Source organism: Arenibacter arenosicollis, from assembly GCF_014397245.1.
Taxonomy (GTDB): domain Bacteria; phylum Bacteroidota; class Bacteroidia; order Flavobacteriales; family Flavobacteriaceae; genus Arenibacter; species Arenibacter arenosicollis.
Genome location: NZ_JACLHY010000017.1, coordinates 94,014 through 113,172 on the forward strand (window position 1 = coordinate 94,014; position 19,159 = coordinate 113,172).

The 19,159-nt window shown below is 35.9% G+C and carries 13 protein-coding genes; 7 read left to right on the forward strand and 6 right to left on the reverse strand.

All coding sequences use genetic code 11. From position 1 onward, the window contains the following. Nucleotides 1-110 precede the first annotated feature (110 nt). From H4O18_RS15530 to H4O18_RS15545, 4 genes are all read left to right on the forward strand, one after another. Complete coding sequence (locus H4O18_RS15530) at nt 111-1,220, forward strand: DNA cytosine methyltransferase (RefSeq protein WP_187586198.1); 1,110 nt, start codon at nt 111-113, stop codon at nt 1,218-1,220. Next, nucleotides 1,187-4,174 (forward strand): ATP-binding protein, encoded by a 2,988-nt coding sequence (locus H4O18_RS15535; RefSeq protein ID WP_187586200.1) that lies wholly within the window; start codon nt 1,187-1,189, stop codon nt 4,172-4,174. Before H4O18_RS15530 ends, H4O18_RS15535 begins: the two co-directional genes overlap by 34 nt. Beyond that, on the forward strand, nt 4,167-5,801 hold the full coding sequence (locus tag H4O18_RS15540; RefSeq protein ID WP_187586202.1) for a response regulator receiver domain: 1,635 nt from the start codon (nt 4,167-4,169) through the stop codon (nt 5,799-5,801). Before H4O18_RS15535 ends, H4O18_RS15540 begins: the two co-directional genes overlap by 8 nt. Before the next feature lie 128 nt (nt 5,802-5,929). Beyond that, on the forward strand, nt 5,930-7,606 hold the full coding sequence (locus H4O18_RS15545; protein WP_343065470.1) for an ATP-dependent nuclease: 1,677 nt from the start codon (nt 5,930-5,932) through the stop codon (nt 7,604-7,606). 403 nt (nt 7,607-8,009) lie between these two features. Here H4O18_RS15545 and H4O18_RS15550 read toward each other — a convergent pair whose 3' ends face one another. The 5 genes from H4O18_RS15550 to H4O18_RS15570 all read right to left on the reverse strand — a co-directional run bounded on the left by H4O18_RS15550 (nt 8,010) and on the right by H4O18_RS15570 (nt 14,842). Next, the gene (locus H4O18_RS15550; protein ID WP_187586204.1) at nt 8,010-8,408 is read right to left on the reverse strand and encodes a hypothetical protein; all 399 of its coding nucleotides are present in this window, start codon (nt 8,406-8,408) and stop codon (nt 8,010-8,012) included. A gap of 21 nt (nt 8,409-8,429) precedes the next feature. After that, entirely contained in the window at nt 8,430-10,955 is a 2,526-nt protein-coding gene (locus tag H4O18_RS15555; RefSeq protein WP_187586206.1) for a type IV secretory system conjugative DNA transfer family protein, read from the reverse strand. A gap of 73 nt (nt 10,956-11,028) precedes the next feature. Then, nucleotides 11,029-12,585 carry a toprim domain-containing protein gene (locus tag H4O18_RS15560; protein WP_187586208.1) on the reverse strand — a complete coding sequence of 519 codons (1,557 nt, stop codon included), beginning with the start codon at nt 12,583-12,585 and terminating at the stop codon, nt 11,029-11,031. A 67-nt stretch (nt 12,586-12,652) separates the two neighbouring features. After that, nucleotides 12,653-13,495: a hypothetical protein gene (locus tag H4O18_RS15565; protein ID WP_187586210.1), complete on the reverse strand. Its 843-nt coding sequence runs from the start codon at nt 13,493-13,495 to the stop codon at nt 12,653-12,655. Nucleotides 13,496-13,618: 123 nt separating this feature from the next. Further along, on the reverse strand, nt 13,619-14,842 hold the full coding sequence (locus H4O18_RS15570) for a hypothetical protein (RefSeq protein WP_187586212.1): 1,224 nt from the start codon (nt 14,840-14,842) through the stop codon (nt 13,619-13,621). A 60-nt stretch (nt 14,843-14,902) separates the two neighbouring features. Between H4O18_RS15570 and H4O18_RS15575 the strand changes: the two genes are divergently transcribed. Next, on the forward strand, nt 14,903-15,742 hold the full coding sequence (locus H4O18_RS15575; RefSeq protein ID WP_187586214.1) for a M23 family metallopeptidase: 840 nt from the start codon (nt 14,903-14,905) through the stop codon (nt 15,740-15,742). Nucleotides 15,743-16,204: 462 nt separating this feature from the next. Here the strand turns inward: H4O18_RS15575 and H4O18_RS15580 are convergent, their stop codons facing one another. Continuing rightward, nucleotides 16,205-16,897 (reverse strand): LytR/AlgR family response regulator transcription factor, encoded by a 693-nt coding sequence (locus H4O18_RS15580; RefSeq protein ID WP_187586216.1) that lies wholly within the window; start codon nt 16,895-16,897, stop codon nt 16,205-16,207. A gap of 708 nt (nt 16,898-17,605) precedes the next feature. Between H4O18_RS15580 and H4O18_RS15585 the strand changes: the two genes are divergently transcribed. Beyond that, entirely contained in the window at nt 17,606-17,998 is a 393-nt protein-coding gene (locus tag H4O18_RS15585) for a response regulator (RefSeq protein ID WP_187586218.1), read from the forward strand. Nucleotides 17,999-18,269: 271 nt separating this feature from the next. Continuing rightward, on the forward strand, nt 18,270-18,437 hold the full coding sequence (locus H4O18_RS22505; protein WP_187586220.1) for a DUF6747 family protein: 168 nt from the start codon (nt 18,270-18,272) through the stop codon (nt 18,435-18,437). Nucleotides 18,438-19,159 lie beyond the last annotated feature (722 nt).

A 19,159-nucleotide genomic window follows, 5' to 3' on the forward strand; every position in this document is an offset into this window, starting at 1 on the left:
CGCACCACGGTGCAATATGAAAAATATTAATAATTAAATGCCTAATTCAATAAATTCAAAAACAATTCTTTAAGTTTGTAAGAGTATTACTTCTTCAAAATCTAATCAACTTGACTACTAAAACGAAAAATTGTTTAGATAAACCTGTTTTAAAAGCAGTGGATTTCTTTTGTGGTGCAGGAGGGGTTAGCTGTGGCTTTAGAAATGCCGGTATCGAGGTACTTGGTGGGATAGACATAGATTCCAAGTTTGAAAAAACTTTCGAAAACAACAACGATGCTAAATTTTTAAATGAAGATGTATCAAACCTAGCGTGTGAAAAGTTGGGTGAATTGCTCCCTGTAACAAGGAACGACGGTAATATGATTTTTGTTGGGTGCAGTCCATGCCAGTACTATTCAAATTTAAAATCCGATAAAACAAAATCCAAAGGAAATAGATTATTGCTAGATGATTTCAAAGAGTTTGTTCTTTACTATCTTCCAGGGTTTGTTTTTATTGAAAATGTTCCCGGTTTGGAAACTAAGTTGGGAAGTCCGTTGCACAAATTTAAAAAGGCATTAAGGAAAGAAGGATATGTTTTTGATCAAAACGTATTGAATGCCAAATATTTTGGTGTTCCTCAAAATCGTCGAAGATTTGTTTTAATAGCTAGTAGGGTTACCAAAAACATTTCATTACCTAATCAAGTTAGAAATAAAGAGAATATAATTACGGTAAAAAGAGCCATTGGGAACTACAAAACTTTTCCTAAAATTAAAGCAGGGGCCCAAGATAACAGCTCATTTTTGCACTCTTCATCGAGACTTTCAAAACTTAACTTAGAAAGAGTTAAACTTACACCAAAAAATGGGGGTTCCAGAAAAGCTTGGGCGAACAATGGAATTCTCCAACTAGAATGTTATAAGAATCATGATGGCCATCATGACGTTTATGGCCGCTTATCTTGGGATAAACCGGCACCAACTATTACCACCAGATTTACTTATACTAGTACGGGAAGATATTCTCACCCTGAGCAAAATCGTGGAATTTCCTTAAGGGAAGGAGCTACCCTCCAATCATTCCCATTAGATTATAATTTTTATTCATCTAGCAAGGGTACTATTGCAACTATGATTGGAAACGCAGTACCTCCAAAACTGGCTGAAGCCATTGGTAGAGCACTTAAAGAACATTGGAACAGATGGCAAAATTCAAAGCAAGAGCACGTGCACTAGATTTACTTGGAAGACAGCAAATTGCTGGAGTTCCAACTGCAATTAATGAGTTGTTTAAAAATGCACATGATGCCTACGCCGACAATGTCGAAATAGACTATTTCCGGAAGCAAAAACTGATGGTTTTGCGGGATAATGGCTTAGGAATGACTAAAGACGACTTCGAATCGCGATGGCTAACGTTGGGAACTGAAAGTAAGTTTGCAAACAAAAAAATTCCTCTACCCCCTATAGATCCAAAAAAAACATTAAGGCCTATAATGGGTGAAAAGGGAATCGGACGTTTGGCAATCGCATCGATTGGTAGTCAAGTTCTAATTATTTCGAAAGCTAAGCGTACAGAAAAGGAGCACAAGATTGTAGCAGCCTTCATTAATTGGAGTATATTTGAACTACCTGGACTCAATTTGGATGATGTAATTGTTCCTATTCGAGAGTATGATGACTTACCTACGAAAGAGGAAATTGAACAATTGAAAAAGGAGTTGTTGGACTCCTTAGAGAAATTGGCGAAATTAGACGAAATCAATCAGGCAGATGCCAATAGTATTATAAATACTGTCAAAAGTTTTGATGTTTCTCCAAAAGACCTCAATCAAACATTAATTGGGAATTTTGCATTTTCCAAAAATCAAGGGGGTACTCAATTTTACATTGATCCGGTCGATGAAACTTTGAATCATTTTATTGACGGGGATAAGAATAATTCCGATGCTACCAAAATTGAAAAAATGCTGGTCGGATTCACAAATACAATGACACCCAATCATCCAGAGCCATTAATCAACCTAGAGTTTAGGGATTACCGAAACAATGACGGTACTTATTTAAATATTCTTGATAAAGAACAATTTTTCACCCCAAAAGATTTTGACTTGGCTGACCACCATTTCCAAGGAATCTTTGACGAGTTTGGCCAGTTCTCCGGTTCAATCAAGATTTATAGGGAAAAATCCTTTGAACACAAAATTATTTGGAATGGGAATTATTTCAAACCTACAGAATGTGGCGAATTCTCAATTAACCTGGCCTACGTTCAAGGTAGATTAAAGCAGTCGATTATAGATTCTGAAAATTATGCTAGAATAACAGCTAAAGCCGATAAGTTTGGTGGTATTTATATCTATAGAGATAATATCAGAATGTTACCGTATGGAGATTCCGACTATGATTTTATCGATATTGAACGAAACCGTACAAAAAGTGCTTCCTTTTACTTTTTTTCATACCGTCGGATGTTTGGAGTAGTTAATATTTCCAGAGCTGATAATTATAAGTTAACTGAAAAAGCTGGTCGGGAAGGATTTATTGAGAACAAAGCATATCGACAGCTTCAAGATATTTTAAAAAACTTCTTTCTTCAGCTTGCCGCTGATTTTTTTAGAGAAGGTAGTAATAGTCCAAAAACAGAATTTTGGGCTCAAAAAAGAGCAGAAAGGGAATCTTATTATAAGGCTTTGGAGAGACGTGATCAGCAGGCCAAAGTAAGAAAGGAGAGGTTTCAACAGAATTTAAATTCTTTTTTTGAAGACTTAAATTCTAACAAATTTAAATCTGAACTTGAGACACTGCTTGAATCCCAAGAGAAGAAATTCGGTTCTCTTGCTTCAATTGATGACCCCGAACAAGCTAGTCAGTCGTTAATTAATTGCGAGCTTGAAGCTCGAAAAGAAATAGAAGCTTATAAGCAAAAAATTAAGGTTCCACAGCCGAAAGGGTTCACTATTTCCAGAGATACGCGTAAGGACTATGAGGCTTATATTGATGAGCTTAAAAAGTTGGAGACTGGAATTTTTCTAAATGCGGTTGATAATATTGATATCTATGTTGACGACTATACTGAAAGATTAAACATTGAAATAAGTAAGCGCAAACGTCTAGAACAAGCGGTTGACTTTATTTCAATAGAGGCGAAAAAGGCAGCATCAGGAAAACAAAAAGAGACGAAAAAAGCGGTTTCAGAAATAACATCTAAAGTTAAAGAGCTCACTACCGAATTAATGATTGAGCTTGATAATCAAATAAGAGATGTTAAGGATAGGTTCAAAACACTTGGTGTTGAATCAAGTGAGGATTTCGATTTAGTAAATGAGCGTAAATCTATGGAGGCCGATATTAACAGAGGAAGGGAGCGGGTAACTGGTGTTCTTGAACGCGTTATTAAACAACTTCAAGGTATTTATTGGGATAGAGATCTTAACCAAGATATTGTCACAAGTGATGAAATTGCGGATGCAATGGCAGAGGAACTAGACGAATTGAAAGGACGTATTCACGCTGATATTGAGTTGAGTCAATTAGGGCTGGCAGTTGGTGTAATACATCATGAGTTCAATAGTACAACAAAGTCAATTCGTCATAGTATAAAAGACTTGAAAGCATGGGCCGATGTCAATGAAAATCTTGAAAGTGTTTATAACAACATAAAAATCAACTTTGAACATCTCGATGGATATCTAAACCTATTCACTCCTTTGAATAGAAGACTCAATCGAAAACGTGAGGAAATTTCGGCATTAGAAATAAAGACATTTCTAATTGATCTTTTCAAACCAAGATTGGAACGGCACAATATTCAGTTTAAGCATACCAAAGGATTTGCAAAGAAGAAAATACATGGGTTTCGCTCAACATTTTATCCTGTTTTTGTTAATGTAGTTGACAACGCTATACATTGGCTTAATCAAGCCAATGTAGATGAAAAAATAATTCGACTACATGCTGATGATACAGGAATTTACATGTCTAATAATGGACCTGAGGTGACCATCCAGGATAAAAATCGAATATTTGAATTAGGCTTCACTAGAAAGAGCAACGGCAGAGGTATGGGTCTTCATATAAGTAGGGAGGTACTTAACGCTGAGAATTACAACATATTTTTGGATACTTCTCGCAAGGGTGAAACAGTAAGCTTTAAAATTGAACCAATCAAACAACTTGACAATGAATAGTCCCTTTTTTGATTCTTCAAAGGAAATCGCCAATGATTTTCTGCAAAGTATAGTATTTATCGACGACAGGGCTTTCATAAGTGAAGATCCAAATCATCATGAGTTCAATGCACAACAGATAACCCGGATTTTTGGTAATAGTAAAAAGGTATGTGCAGTATATAATCCAAAGAGTTTGGAGGATATTAATAATTTAGCTGAATTGGCTAAAAAAACTGATGTTACTGTCTTGGATTGGCAGATAAATATTGCTGAAGAGGAAGTTGAAAATGAGGAAGAGGACGCGGATAATGATGATCCTAGGGGACCTCATACAAGAAAAATTATTAGGGAGATATTATCAGATCCGCTGACCGGGAAAGGAAGTCTCAAATTGATATTGATATATACGGGAGAACTTGATTTACCTGGCATTACAGATGAAGTATTTAGTGATCTACAAGCTTTAACCATTGAAGGCCTGCAACGGGGCGATTGTTGTGTATTTACCAATAATATAAAAATTCTAGTTGCCGCTAAACCCGCGAGTAAGGATGGAAGCGGGGAATCAAAATTCAAACACAATCCCGAACTGAGCAGTAAAGTTGTCGATTACGATCAGTTGCCCGAATTTATTCTCACACAATTTACAGAAATGACTGCTGGTTTATTAACCAACTTTGTATTGCAATCACTTACGGCTATCAGGAGTAATACATTTAGATTAATTAAGCTTTATAAGAAAGAGCTTGACCCTTCATTTCTTTCCCACAGACTTCTTTTGCCCAATCCAGAGGATTCGAAGGAGCAGCTTATAGAAATTCTATCACATTCAATTCAAGCCATATTGAATTACAATGAAACTGGAGAAACGACTTCAACATCAAACATACTTGAATGGATTGACACTAAAGAATTTGACAAAAAGCTCACGATCGATAAGGATAAGGATTTAAATATTAATGGAGCCTTTATAAAAAATTGGATTACAACTAGCTTTGTAGAAGCTTGTAAAAAACAATGGGTAGCTAGTGGCTTCAGCGACGAACAACATGCTCCTTTAGGGAAGTTCACTAAAAAGGAAAGAGAACTTTACAAAACCGCTTCGGAATTTTTCATTGGGCAACCTGCAGACGATATCGATTCCGAATTTTCAATACTTACGCATCACAAGAGTAATCTAAAACAGCCATCATCATTACCAAGGCTAACGTTGGGTACATTGGTAAAACAACTTCCTATAGCTGAGTTGCAAGAGGAACGTTTCTTTCTATGCATTCAAGCCCGATGCGATAGTGTTCGGTTGGATGAACTCAGAAAGTTCCTATTCCTACCACTTGAGAAAGTGGAAGGAAATTCAAAGTTTCATTTTGTAACTGAAGATAATTCAAAGTTCATTCGATTAAATATTGTAAAAGACGCTTTCGAGTTAAGAACGATTAAGTTTCAGCCATCAGAGAAAAGTCAAATAGTTCAGGCTGAAGAATCAGCGGGTCAATTTTATTTTAAATCATATCATAACGAACATTTCCAATGGTTGGCTGATTTAAAAGATGCACACGCCCAAAGAGAAGCCAATAACTTTGCGACAAAAATTTCTAGAGTTGGTTTAGATGAATCCGAATGGTTAAGGCGTTGGAGTAATTAAAATAAAAAATCCTGGAACTACCCAAACTTATATCAGCAATAAATACGGCCCAGACAGCCAATCAATTCAAACAATATATCGATTTTATTCAATTTCCCTATTATCGTAACGTAGAAATTGACACAAGAATTAACTTTAATTTTCCGTTAACGGTTTTCATAGGTCAAAACGGATGCGGTAAAAGTTCATGCCTTCACGCGCTTTACGGAGCGCCTGACCGCTATACACCCTATAAATTTTGGTTCGATACAAAAGTTGACCCTGTAAAGTACTACGACGAGAAGCGTAAAAGACATTCCTTTTGGTATTCCTTTGAGATTAACGGTCAAACAAAAGAAGTTATCAAGGCTCGTATCAAAAGACAAGATGATCCTAATTATTGGGAAACTAGTAGACCCTTAGCCTGGGCAGGAATGCGAACGAGGGAGGAGAAGAATGAAAGAGACAAACCTATAATTAAAAATGTAGTTTATTTAGACTTTAGATCAGAACTAAGTGCTTTTGACAAATACTTCTATTTTGGAAATTTAAAGAACAGTCGTGCTAGAAACAAGCAGGAATATCTTCGCAGAAGATCCTCCTCTCTAAATAAACTATTTACTGGAAAAGTTTCTAAAATTAGCTCTAGTACTAGAGATTTGAATAAGCAAGTGGAAACTCTAAATTCCAACGAATTAAAATGGATTTCATTTGTATTGGGACGACACTATATTAAGGCCACTTCTGTTTTACATAGTTTGTTTAGGAATGAAGGATATTCAGTATTATTTCAAACAGATTTTGCGAAATACTCTGAAGCAGTTGCCGGAAGCGGAGAAATGGCCGTTGTAAGATTAGTAAGAGAGGTGCTTGCCGCTCAAAACTATTCTCTTATCTTATTGGACGAGCCAGAGGTATCTTTGCATCCCGGAGCACAAGAAAGACTAAAGTTGTTCCTTTTAGAACAAATAAAAATAAAAAAACACCAGGTTGTATTAACTAGTCACTCTCCATCGATTGTAAAAGGTTTGCCAAAAGAAGCTATAAAAGTTTTTTATCAAAATCCTCGCAATGGAAGATTTTTGATTAGCGAGAACCTTTCCCCTGAAGAAGCTTTCTATCATATAGAATTTCCTGTCTTCAAGAAGAAAAATATATTTGTGGAAGACATATTGGCTCAAGAGATTGTAACAGGGGTACTTGAAAAAATGGGTGATGCTACTAAAAACCTATTTAATGTAAGATTCAATCCTGGCGGTGTATCCGTAATAAAGAAAGAATTCATAAGTGTGTTTTGTCGTGAGGAAAATACGGAGAACTTTATATTTTTTGACGGGGATCAATCACCAGACTCTCCTCACTTTGATTGGCAATCCTTTATTGCTTCGGATATTAATGTGACTTACCTTAGAACAAAGATTAAAGAACAGACAACTGAAGATATAAAATTTTCAGTGGATGGAGGTTCCAAAGGAGGTAATCAAAAACAGCAATTGGAATTGCTCAAATCGTATCTCGACTTTTATTTAACCCATGTATTTTATCTGCCAAAATCTGTTCCAGAAGATATTATTTGGAACCAAGAATTTGCAATCAACCAAATAAGAGCTCTTATTTCAGATAAGAATGATGAAGATGTGCTTATAGCTGAATTAGAAATAATTTCGGATATGAAAAAGAAATTTGCTTTTATTACGAAAATAATTCTAGGTGATAGCAGTTCGGATAGTATATTGAGTGTTCAACGTCAATTTATTCAACGATGGCTTAATCATCAAAACGAAGATTTTGATAATATTCAAAATACTATAAGCGATTTAATTTAAAGGTCTGCCAGTATATAAAAGACACTCTTGATTTCCAACATGTTTTTTGCAAAATTATAAAACCTTTATAACACTCTTTACAAATAGCACCTTTTGTAAAGAGTATTTTACAACAAAGGGGATGTTGTGGCCATCATTGGAAACTTAAAATAATAGTTTAACATCCACATTTATGGAGAATATTTTAGAAATCTCTTAGGAGAGAATTTATTGGTCATGAATTGTAGCCTTACCCATTTTTTAGGGAAAGCTACATTAAAACATTGCTAATTGACTAATTCTCATAATAAGTTACTTTTCATTATTGGAAATTCGATTTCAAAATGACGAAATGAAGATGAATTTATGTTCAACAATAAAAGGATGTTAACCTTTCTACCAGCCCTAATTTTTCAATCTATTTTTATATCTTCTTCTTAAACTCTGTCAGCGCATTAACGATGGCAGATTCCAACTCCTTGTATTCCTCTTGAACATCGGTCTGGTACACCACATTCTCCCCAATATTGTCCTTAGGAATAAACTCGTTGTCCTCTGTGAGGATCCATGCCGGATTATAACCCAGTGAGTAGTAATACAACACAAATTTTATGGTGGTCAAGGATATGGCCCCTCGTTCCACATTGACCAAGGTATTATAGTCCATATCAAAACGTTCGGTTATCGATTTAATGGAAAACTCGCTGGAACGTTTATTGCCAGTATCCTTTTCGATAAGCTCTTCGCGAATCATCCTTAAACGTTCGCTTATGTATGCGAAATCCTCGGTGGAGGCTCTCATCATCTCGTCAATATCTTTCATGTTTTTAATTTTAAATATAGATTATTCCTTATACATTTCTATAGGATAGCTGGACAATAAGGTTTCCAAACTTTCCAAAGAATCAGTAAATACATCTGTTTGGTTAACCGCAGAAACACTTTCAAAAGTAGGTGTTTCATATTGCCTACGAAAGGCATCTGCCAACTCCCTGCTGGATTTACTGCGGTATTTCTTCATAAAATCTTTTGCAATGATTTCGTCCTTTTCCAGAGATCCCGCTATTTTATCACCAATTTTGTGTTCGTCAAAAATAGCCAACTTTGGTTTAATCCCCGTACAACGTAGGTATTCCCGTTCCACAAGCTCATTGATATCTTTGATCACCTTTAAAAAATTAGCATCCAGAATCCTATCTATTTCCTTGTCTATATACATGCGATTTACCAACGCAGTAATATAGTGCACTATATGTTGTGTAGAACCGGAATCATCCTTTGTCAATTCCTCCAACTTTTGTAGATGGTCGAACAATTTTAGCTCATGGGCCAAAGGGACAAATTGCATTTGCTTTATATGATTATCGTATTGATCTGCTGCAAACTTCTTAATGTAAGTGGTATAAAATTCCAAATAATTTGTTTGACCAAAATCAAGATTTTGCACCACCTCAAAAAATTCAAGGCTGTGTATAAGTTTCATTTTGGAGGCCACCAATTCCTGATGATCTTTACTTTTAAATTTGGTACGCACGGGCATTTCGTATTTCCCTTGTATCTTTTTAGATTCCATTTTCGGTTTTAACAACCCAAAACACAGTTTTTGTTCAATAGGGTTTTCAAAGGTGTCGGCTACAATGCCCCCAAAATAACCTGTAGACATACTGGTGATCTTACTTTTTGGCAACAATTCCGAAAGAATGGTACTGAAATTGACTGTGGTATCGTTATTGGATATTGCCTTGCTTTTTTTTCCTTGATGGATGCGTCCGAATATCTCACTGATCCTTCGGGCCGTTTCCCCTTTTGCAGCTCCACTGAACACATTGGAGCAGTTGTCAAAGATGACCTCTGCCAGTTCCCGGCCATAGTCGGCTATCAATTGTGTAATGCTCTGTATCCCCAGTACCGTGGCAACATAATGGGACCTTCCGGTATCGATTATCTTGCGAAGTCCCATAATGAAAACGGTTGGGAGTTCATCCAGGATAAGACCCAAAGGCCTACAGCCAGGTTTATTTACCACTTGCAAAACCTTATTAATATAGAGTCCTATTGGAGCGGCATAGATTTCAGAACGGTCTGGATTATTTTGAATACAGACTATTTTAGGTTTTTGAGGGTTATTGATGTCCAAACGAAAATCGTTGCCTGTCATGATATAATAGATTTCCTTGCTGGCCAGCATGGAAAGTGATATTTGGACGCTTGCGGTCTGACCGGCCAACTGCTGGCCCGCTTGCCGCTCCATAGCATCCTTGAACGGAATCATAAGACTGCGGACTTCTACTTCCCTCATCATAATTTCCAACAAGTATTCGATGTTTATGGTGGATAACGTAATGACATGCGGCAATGTGCAGATATTCTCACCAGTCTCCTCGGATTTCTTCTTCAAGTACCAGATCAGCCCTGAGACAAAACTAATGGCACTCTTGGAAAAGAAATCACTTCGCTTTATCCATTCTTTGTTCAGGTTTTTCATGATAATGGTTGCAGCATCTGCGGCATCGGTCTGGTTTTGCATTAAATAGGGGTCAATTGGATTGCAGCGATGCGATTTCTCTATGTCATCAAAACTCAGCGTATAAAAATTGGGAAGGTTGGAAAGTTCCTTGGCACCGGTTGTGCATTCCTTTTTTCTTCGCCAGTAGTTATAGGCAATTTTACTAAGTGTATCGAACTTAAAATCATATATCAAAAGTGTAAAGTTCTTTTCTATCATTTGCTCTATGATCTCTTCGATCAATGCAAAGGATTTCCCACTACCCGGTGTACCTATAACCAACAGGGCACGAAAAAGGTTGACAAAATTTATCCACCCTTTCCGCATTCGGCCTTTATATTGGTATTCATAGGGAATGTTTACGGAATACTTGGTCTCTATGCGATCTTCCATTTGTTGAAACGTTTCGTTCCGGTCATTGAAAGGGTCCTCTTCTGCCTCATTGGTAAAGTCCATCACTTGGAAAAGATGTACCGAACCAGAAACAGAAAACAGGAAACCGATATTATATAAAATCAAAGAGCACCAGAGCAAACTGATTTGGGAAGGTTTAAAATATCCTGTTATAAATAACAGTACACAGCCAATTCCAAAATACGTTAGGCCGGTCAAAAATGATTTGCCCTCTTTTTTTCTGGGATTATATAGCATTACCGAACCTAAAATGAACATCAATAACATTGTTCTTCCGGGTAAGGGCTCTTGCAAAGGCTTAAATCGAATAAGGAAATCATGTATGATTTGTGAAAGTTGTGAATCACATTCCAGATATTGCACGATCGGGTAATAGGAAATAAAGCCTATAATAGCAAAAAAGGTTACCGAAAGTAGCATGGCCGAGAATGCCAGATTCTTGTCGTTCATTATTAAATTAAAGTGTTACAATGTACCTTGTATAGATTGTCCTTTAATTCTTCTTAAAAAGGATCTAGGAAGATCATTCTATCAAGTTTTGTAAGTTATTGTTCTTCTTTGTTCCATTCTTCCTTTTTTCAGGAGTAAGGGGAGCATTTTTCTTTAAATGCACCCTGATTTCCGAAAAGGGAATGGTATAGCTAAATTTCAATCCAAAATCGCATTCCACGCTGTTGCTATTAATTGATTTTATGATACCAAGGTTAGGTGCGCCTTCAGGCCCTTTGGTTGTTTTCAATTCAATTTGATCCCCGATGCCCATAAAATCTGTGCTTATAGTTTCAAATTTTACGTATTTGGCATTCTTGTAATTCTTAAGGTCATCGTTCCAATCCTTACCTTTAGATTTATGTATAGTGGCTGGGAACGTTAGATAAAAATCGGTAATGGTTTCTATCAAGGATTTGAACAGATTTTTACCTCCGTTAACCTGATTAAGTTTTATGATTTCAGGTAAGGAAAATGCCAATATAATCTTGTCTTTATATTTTACCCATTTAATCGAATTAGAAATAAGCTTATCCCATGCTTTGAGAGTCTTAAATTTTACCTCCAGCAAGGTGATATGATTGGTCAATTGATCCCCGACTTTTGAGGTGTAGTTAATAGTAAGGCTTACATTTCCGTGCCTATTTGAACTTTCCACATATACCTTTGGATTAAAACGGTTAATAAGGTTCGTAAACAACTTTAGGTCGAACTCGAAACCTTTGATATCATTGTCCATTATGGATATCATGGATACACTGTTTGTCTTAAGGTAAGGTTCGGTTAGTTGACCGAAGAAATCTAACTTTTTTTGATACACGTTGCCACTAAAGGATACATAAAAATTATCTGGACTACCATTTAGTTCATGGTAGGAGAGGAGGTCTATGCCACTTTCCCCGACTACAATTTTGTATGGATTCTTGATGGGGTTGGAATAAAATAGGAAATGATCTTTTTGATTCAAGACTAGGCGAAACTTTTTAATTTTATTGTCCCTACTACTTTTATATGTTTTGTTGTAAAGAATGTAATTTTGGGGATGGTCTTCCAAATCGTACTTTGGAAAAGCAATATTGGCATTTTTATGGCCTTTATCCCGTTTGGAATAGGCATTTAGCAAACGGCCCTTAAATAACGGATCGTTAATTGTGGTCTTTGAAATACAACGTTGATGCCTTAAATAATTTGAGTTTCGTAATGGAACAATAGTAAAATTTTCCGCCAAGGATTTCCTTACTGCCTTGGAACTTTGAACTTCCATAGCCGTATTTTCTATATATCCTATTCCATTCACGATTTGGAGACCGGCATCAACGGCCTTGTAAAAATTAGTGTTACGCTTCATTAAGAACATAAAGAAAAGCCCTTTGTCCTGGGAATCATTTCGGTTAAAATAGGTTACGGGTTCCCGGGCCATTTGCAGAACAATGCGGTCTCTGTCGTTCTTAAATTCCATGGAACCTGCACTTTTCTTTATCAATTTGTACCCATTTTGACGTAAGTACATCGGAAAATTGACCTCAGCATTGATTTTTGAAATCAATCTTTTATAATGGTCAGGGTCGTCTATGTAGTTAGGACTTTGCATGTGTAGGATATAAAATGGCCGACATGCTTGGCGTGTCGGCCATTTGTTTGAGTTAGTATGAACTGAGTTACATGCTTATGGCGTTTTTAGGCTGTTTCTTTTTTTTTTCGCCTTCAATCGTTTTGTGCTCCTTGACCTCTTTATCCAAAACATTGGTTTTCTCCCAATTTTTATAAAGAAAACGCTGGTTTTTGGCACTCCATCTTACCAAATACGTTAAAGGTCCTTTTTGTGTCTTTCGAATGGTGATCTTCAGTTCTTCGCCTTTGTTTAAACTGTCAGCCTGTTGCTTGGTCAATATTTGTCCCAGGACATACATATTTGCTGACACAGCCGATTTTGTACGGATATCGTTCAGTTTTGGCTCGTAATAGGCCAGTTTTTGGAAGGTATCGCCGTTCAAGGATGTTCCTGTGAACTGAACGGTCTTGCCTTCTTGTACCATGGCATGGTATTCATCCTTGGTAAATTGATATTGAAAGGCATTGGCATCTTCAAGTTTAATCTGTTCCTTACGTTTGATCTGTACATCCAATCTGGATCCGTAAGTGGAGTTATATAGCATTTGGACCATCTTGACCGTTTCCTTTAATTTGCCATCATTGATGTATGTTGTCTCGATCAACTGCTCCCTACCTTCTAGAATCGACTCTTGAATGTTGGGTTCCAACTTCTCAAAACTTATGTAAGCGCCTTCCAAACGTCTTTTTACATCGGCCTCGGCAAATTGTTGGTCCTTGTTTTTTTGGACTTCCACATTTCTGCTGTCCTTCAACATTTCAAAGGATGGATTATTACCGGCTTTTATTTTGAAGGTTTTATCGTCTATGGATATTGCTTCGGCCTTTTGCCAAACCTGGTTGACATTGACGAATACTTTTTGAATCGTGTTTTCTGCTTGATTTTTCATTTTTGAGTGATTTTTAATTGTTACGGAATTTGAATTTGTTACTTTTGAATAACTTTCAAATCAGGAGTGATTTGTGAGTTACGGAATTTGAAGGAAAGAGGGCGGGAGCGCCCTTTTTCCATTTTATAAAGCGATTCTATATTCTTTCAATTGCACCTCCTTCCCTTCATTAACTTGGTTTTGAGTATTTTTCCATTCAGTATACCAATTGTCAGACTTTGGCTTTAGAATATCTATCGTTTTGTTCAGATAGTTTTTGTAATAAGACCAAACTATCAATTTAATAGCATTGGATTCAAGGGGCAACCTAATTTTAATGTCTTCATTATCCTTTGAAACCAGAATACTGTATTTGTTCAGCCTGTTTTGGTCGATGATTTTGTTGAAATTCAAAAAGCTTTGGGCCAAGTCTTGGTTAAAGCGTCTGGTATGGTCGTAAAAGCGGGAGAAGGATTTTTCCTTTCCCATAGGGAAGCGTAATAGCATATCCCTATCGGTCAAGGTCAAATTAAAATAGGAATCCTTTGTATATGATATAAAATGGAGGTCCCGCAAATAGCCCTCTATTTTTTTATTTCCCGTGAAGCTTAAAAAGAGTTTGTCCACTTTCGTTAGCTTTTGTATCTGGAAAAGTATATCGGTCGTCTGGGAATTTATCGCTCCCAATGCCATGTATACTACATTTTTTAATTGGAATTTTTTATGGAATGCCAAAGCTTCCTTAGGATCTTTAAAAAGAAAAAGGCCCTCTATTCTCTTTGGAATATTGGAGTACCAAAGGGAGTGTTTTATAGCTGACTCTTTATAAGGAACTACTTCTTTGTCCGTATCTTGGAAATATCCGCAGACCTCGTTTTGCAGATTGAACAAAGGAAATAGCGGACCACCTTCATGATTTTGGAAAACACGCCCCGAAAAGGGAATAGAGCTTTCCACACCATGATATAGGTCTTTGGAAGTATCTTGGAGTGGTGACCTGTAAGATAGAAAGTGATTATAATCCTTTGGTACTATTTTTAGAGTGGATTCCGGGTTATTGGATATTAGAAGGGTTATGGTTTCCAATACTTTGTTATATAGGCTATCTACCTTATCCCATATCAGTTCCTTGCCGATTCCTTCAACTTTTGATACATGCTCAGTAATTAGGTCGGATGCGGATAGTTTTTCCTGTGGCCGTTGCACCTTATAATAAAAATATCCTTTTTCGGTATTTATGATTACATAGTGCTCACCACCGTTCTTAAGTATAAGGTGGGTATTTTCGGATTGCACAACTCGGTACCCCAAATGTTCAAAGAGATTTGGCAGGTGTATTAGGTGGTCTTCTGTAAGCCAGTTGTTCATCTTGTTCAAAAATTTATTTATTTGTATATAAATAGTAAGTTTGTGTATAAATACAAATATATGATTTTTTTTGAATCTACAATTTTTTGGAGGAAAAAAGTGGGTGACACCAAACCAAAGTCAGCTAAAACCTTTGGAAAAAAAGAATTCGCCTATTTTCTTTTTTTAATCATTATGTGCCTGTTCTTTATAATATGGCACTGTCCATATAATTCAGCACAACGACTTCAGGACAACACAATCACAATGGAGCTTTATGAGGAACGCCTTAAAATGAATCTGGTATCAAGCTCTGCGGATGTGGACCTTATAGAAAGGGAGCGTGATCAATTGTTACTGACCATCGAAGAAAAAATAGTTGGTTTTCTCTACCAAATACCCGATTACTCTTATATAAGCTCATTGGAGACATACCTTCAGTTCCGACCGAGGTTATTAGAGCAGTTTCCTTCTGCTGTCCCTTTGGAGAAAGGCAATTATTCCATTTCAAGTAACTATGGCATTCGTGTCCATCCAATTTCAGATAAAGAGAAGAAACATTATGGAATCGATCTGGCAACCCCTCGTGGAAAATATGTTTACGCATCGGCCTCAGGTACCATTAAGGATATCCTATATTCCAAAAAAGGCTATGGTACACATATTATCATTAAACATCGTTTTGGTTTTGAAACATTGTATGGACACCTGAACAAGGTGCTTGTCCGAAAGGGGCAAACAGTAAAACAGCACGAAATGATTGGCGCGGTGGGTAGCACAGGAAGTTCGACGGGGTATCATCTACACTATGAGATACTTAAGAATAAGCACAAAATAGATCCAAAACTTTCATTCAACCTAAAGAATACTATTTATACACATTTAATTGAATTAAACACGACCAAAGATGGAGTGGAGTAAAAGAAAGTGGGGCATTCAATATTCTAAATTTAAGTATAGTTATACACCTAAAAAAATATTAAGGGGTCTACTCCTAAAATCTTATTTTTTGAATATAAAATAACAGATGTTAGAATCAGATATTACCTAGTGCCCAACTGGTTTTTTTTGTAGATAGGGGAAAAACGACTGGATAGCTTCTAAGCAATTTTCAAAGGAGTGGCAAAGGGATTGGTATATGCCAAAAGTGATTTTATATATCATGGTTATACCACTGACTATAATTTAAAATAGGATATCTATGTTGACTGTTGCCAGCATCAGGAGCTCGATCCAAAATTATAAAATAACTAATTTTGGTTAGGGCTTAACCTAATTATTAGATTTTATCTCTATAATAAGAATTTTCATAAATATCAATAACATGAACACGAGAGCTTCTTAAAGCTATCGTGTTGGGAATCTAAATACCTTGTATAATCTTTAAACATTATAAAGTGCATCAGCCAATTCGGTTTTTTTGTTTCGGCTCAATGGTACCTGTGTTCCAGCTACTTGAACAATTTTACTGTTAAATTTTTCAATTTTTTCCAAATTCACGATATAGGATTTGTGTATCCTTAGGAATTTATCCCCTGGCAACTGTTTTTCAAAAGATTTCATAGTGGAAAGTATAACGATATTACCTTCATTGGTCACCAATTTAACATAATCACCAAGAGCTTCGATCCATTTAATATCGTTTAGTACTACCTTGCGTTTTTTTAGGTTACTTTTCACGAAGATATATTCTTCTTCCTCGTTTGACTTATGAATCTGCTCGTATTTGGCCACAGCTCTTTTTACTGAGGCATCAAAACGGGATAAAGATATAGGTTTGTATAGGTAATCCGTTATGTCGTAATCAAAAGCCTTAAGGGCATAATCAGGATTGCCTGTAATCAAAATTACCTGTGGAGGGTTGTCCAAGGATTCCAAAAGATCGAAACCACTAATGATCGGCATTTCTACATCTAGGAAAATAAGATCGATGTCATTATTTTTGATACCGCTTTTTGCTTCAATGGCATTGCTGTACTCGGCTACCATTGCCAGGTTTGGATGATTGTTCACTAATCTTGCTACGGCGATTCGCTGCATAGAGGAATCGTCTACAATTATACATCTTAATTTCATGATAGGTATATTCGGGGTTTTAATCACAGCCAATTTACTTAAATAGCCATTTCAACCTGTCAAAATGATGTGAACGGCACCTAAAATGTTGCGTAAAGGCGGATAATGATAGTTTAAGAATTTGGTAGAGTTCTTTTGCTTCTAAATGATACTTTACATAACAATCATCTGTGACCATTCTCCAATAGGAATCCAACAACGTTGATTGGAGTGGTCGCTTTATAGGTAAATATCAATTTCTTTAAATATGCTTTTCACTTTAAACACATTTTATTATTAGATGTAAAAAACAACGGAAAAGAACTATAATTTTCAAAAGCCATCGGTGCCAGAAATATCCTATTGTTGCGTTTTCATCCTAAATTTGTAACCATCTGAATAAAAATGGTGGGGCGGAAGGAAATTGACAAGACTGGCAATTCCTAGATAATCAGGTTCGTTTTGTGCCACAGTTCAACATCAGGCCTCTGGGAACTCTGAAAAATAAAATTTCAATTAGACCGAACTAAGTAATAAAGGCTCTATCACAATGGATGACAATAGGCTAAGATGAATAATAAAAGAAACTCTGTTGCTTTATAGGCTCCTCATTCATGAAACAGTTTTATTACGACTAAAATGTGGACCTTTTGAACGTTTACCTGTTAAGATTTATAATTAAGTCTTAAATCTTCCCCATATTTACAACTTTTATTAAATTTCTCAAAAATGGAATTGACTGTTTGCATTATAGATGACGACTTAGTGTCGCAATTCGCGTCAAGATATTGCATTGAACAATCAATTTCTAATTGCAAGACTTTAGTTTGTGATACTGCGGAAGAAGTTTTGAACATGTTTACCCATCCTGTAAACAATGAAGAGGATGTTCCGGATTTAATATTCCTCGATTTGGTCATGAACGGCATGGACGGTTGGAAATTTCTTGATACAATAAAGATTGGTAGCAATGTTTTACAAAAAACGGACATCTATATTCTATCCGCCTTTTCAAATTCTGCGGACCGGACCAGGGCCAAGGAGCACCCCATGATAAAAGGACATTTTGACAAGCCACTTTCCAAAAGCATTATGGATAAGATTCTTCATTCAAAAAAGTAGTAAACGAATCGTTTTAGGAACTGTGCATTTGAGAATTTCAAAAGAGTTATGCTTTTGCATCGCAGTGTTTTCAATTCATCCAAAGTTTATTATAATTACATAGGTTTACAAGAAAATTCATAAAATTCGGATATGGGTACGTTTAAGTGCCGTAATTCTAGATAATACTTTTTTTTAGGCTGTAAATCGTATTTATTAACATCTTGTAGAAAAAGAAAGTACATGCTAAATTACTGCGATACCTTTGCATCCAAACCCCGAAACAATTGTTATGGAAACAATTTTACTTTTTAAAGAAATATATCTAAACGGATTTAAGCAGCTGGGAAGTTGGCTAGTAAAAAGCTATTTTAAAGCTTTTGCATGGTTCAGTTTTGCCATGTTTTTAGTAGTCCTTTATGCCTTTGGATACAGATTATTTACTGGATTCTCTTTTTGAATGATTTATTAGAATTAAGTATAAGATGATTTAATCCTTCCGTCACTATTCGGAAGGATTTTTTCATAAGTCGAATATTGGTGTCTTTTTTTTTAGGTAAAATAATTATTTCTTCTTTTTTTAGTTTCCAAGATTAGTTGGTAAACTGAGTATTTTATAGGTGCAAAAAAAAAATTTACGTACTACTTTTTCAAAGTCAACAATCTGTAGTCGTAGTGTCCCAATTACGGCCTATTAATGCGGTCTCTTTAAATATCCTAGGGGACAAGGTTCTTCTAATATAACTTTCAGGCCAATATATACTTTTCCACCATTGCTCAAAACACGGTTACCTATAAGCTTAAGACTTATGCGAGCAATAAATACTGTAGTATGCCAATCTGTAATTTTCCTATTTATTAGGCAATAGACTCTAGTTATGGTGCTTTAGTAGGACCATTAATTTTCCTATAATTCCGACTTTGGAGCCTGTGTCATCAGAAAAAAAGCCGGATCTAAATTTAAATACACAGGAGGCGATTTTGAGTATATAATTGACGATAATGACCTTCATCCAGTGTAATTTGGGATCATCCAACATATTTTGAACATAATAAGGATCAATCTCAAAAGTTGGGTCTAAAGAGAAAAATAATTTTCTTTGTGCTTTAAATTACATTGATGAATAAAGGCACTGAGTTATCCTTGTTAAGTTTAATATTACCAGAAGGAATATTAGAGTA

Excerpts from the sequence above, each read along its gene's own strand:
- H4O18_RS15570 (WP_187586212.1), bottom strand. The coding sequence starts at position 14,842 with ATGAACAACTGGCTTACAGAAGACCACCTAATACACCTGCCAAATCTC.
- H4O18_RS15550 (WP_187586204.1), bottom strand. The coding sequence starts at position 8,408 with ATGAAAGATATTGACGAGATGATGAGAGCCTCCACCGAGGATTTCGCA.
- H4O18_RS15555 (WP_187586206.1), bottom strand. The coding sequence starts at position 10,955 with ATGAACGACAAGAATCTGGCATTCTCGGCCATGCTACTTTCGGTAACC.
- H4O18_RS15535 (WP_187586200.1), top strand. The coding sequence starts at position 1,187 with ATGGCAAAATTCAAAGCAAGAGCACGTGCACTAGATTTACTTGGAAGA.
- H4O18_RS22505 (WP_187586220.1), top strand. The coding sequence starts at position 18,270 with ATGGAAACAATTTTACTTTTTAAAGAAATATATCTAAACGGATTTAAG.
- H4O18_RS15540 (WP_187586202.1), top strand. The coding sequence starts at position 4,167 with ATGAATAGTCCCTTTTTTGATTCTTCAAAGGAAATCGCCAATGATTTT.
- H4O18_RS15575 (WP_187586214.1), top strand. The coding sequence starts at position 14,903 with ATGATTTTTTTTGAATCTACAATTTTTTGGAGGAAAAAAGTGGGTGAC.
- H4O18_RS15585 (WP_187586218.1), top strand. The coding sequence starts at position 17,606 with ATGGAATTGACTGTTTGCATTATAGATGACGACTTAGTGTCGCAATTC.
- H4O18_RS15560 (WP_187586208.1), bottom strand. The coding sequence starts at position 12,585 with ATGCAAAGTCCTAACTACATAGACGACCCTGACCATTATAAAAGATTG.
- H4O18_RS15580 (WP_187586216.1), bottom strand. The coding sequence starts at position 16,897 with ATGAAATTAAGATGTATAATTGTAGACGATTCCTCTATGCAGCGAATC.
- H4O18_RS15565 (WP_187586210.1), bottom strand. The coding sequence starts at position 13,495 with ATGAAAAATCAAGCAGAAAACACGATTCAAAAAGTATTCGTCAATGTC.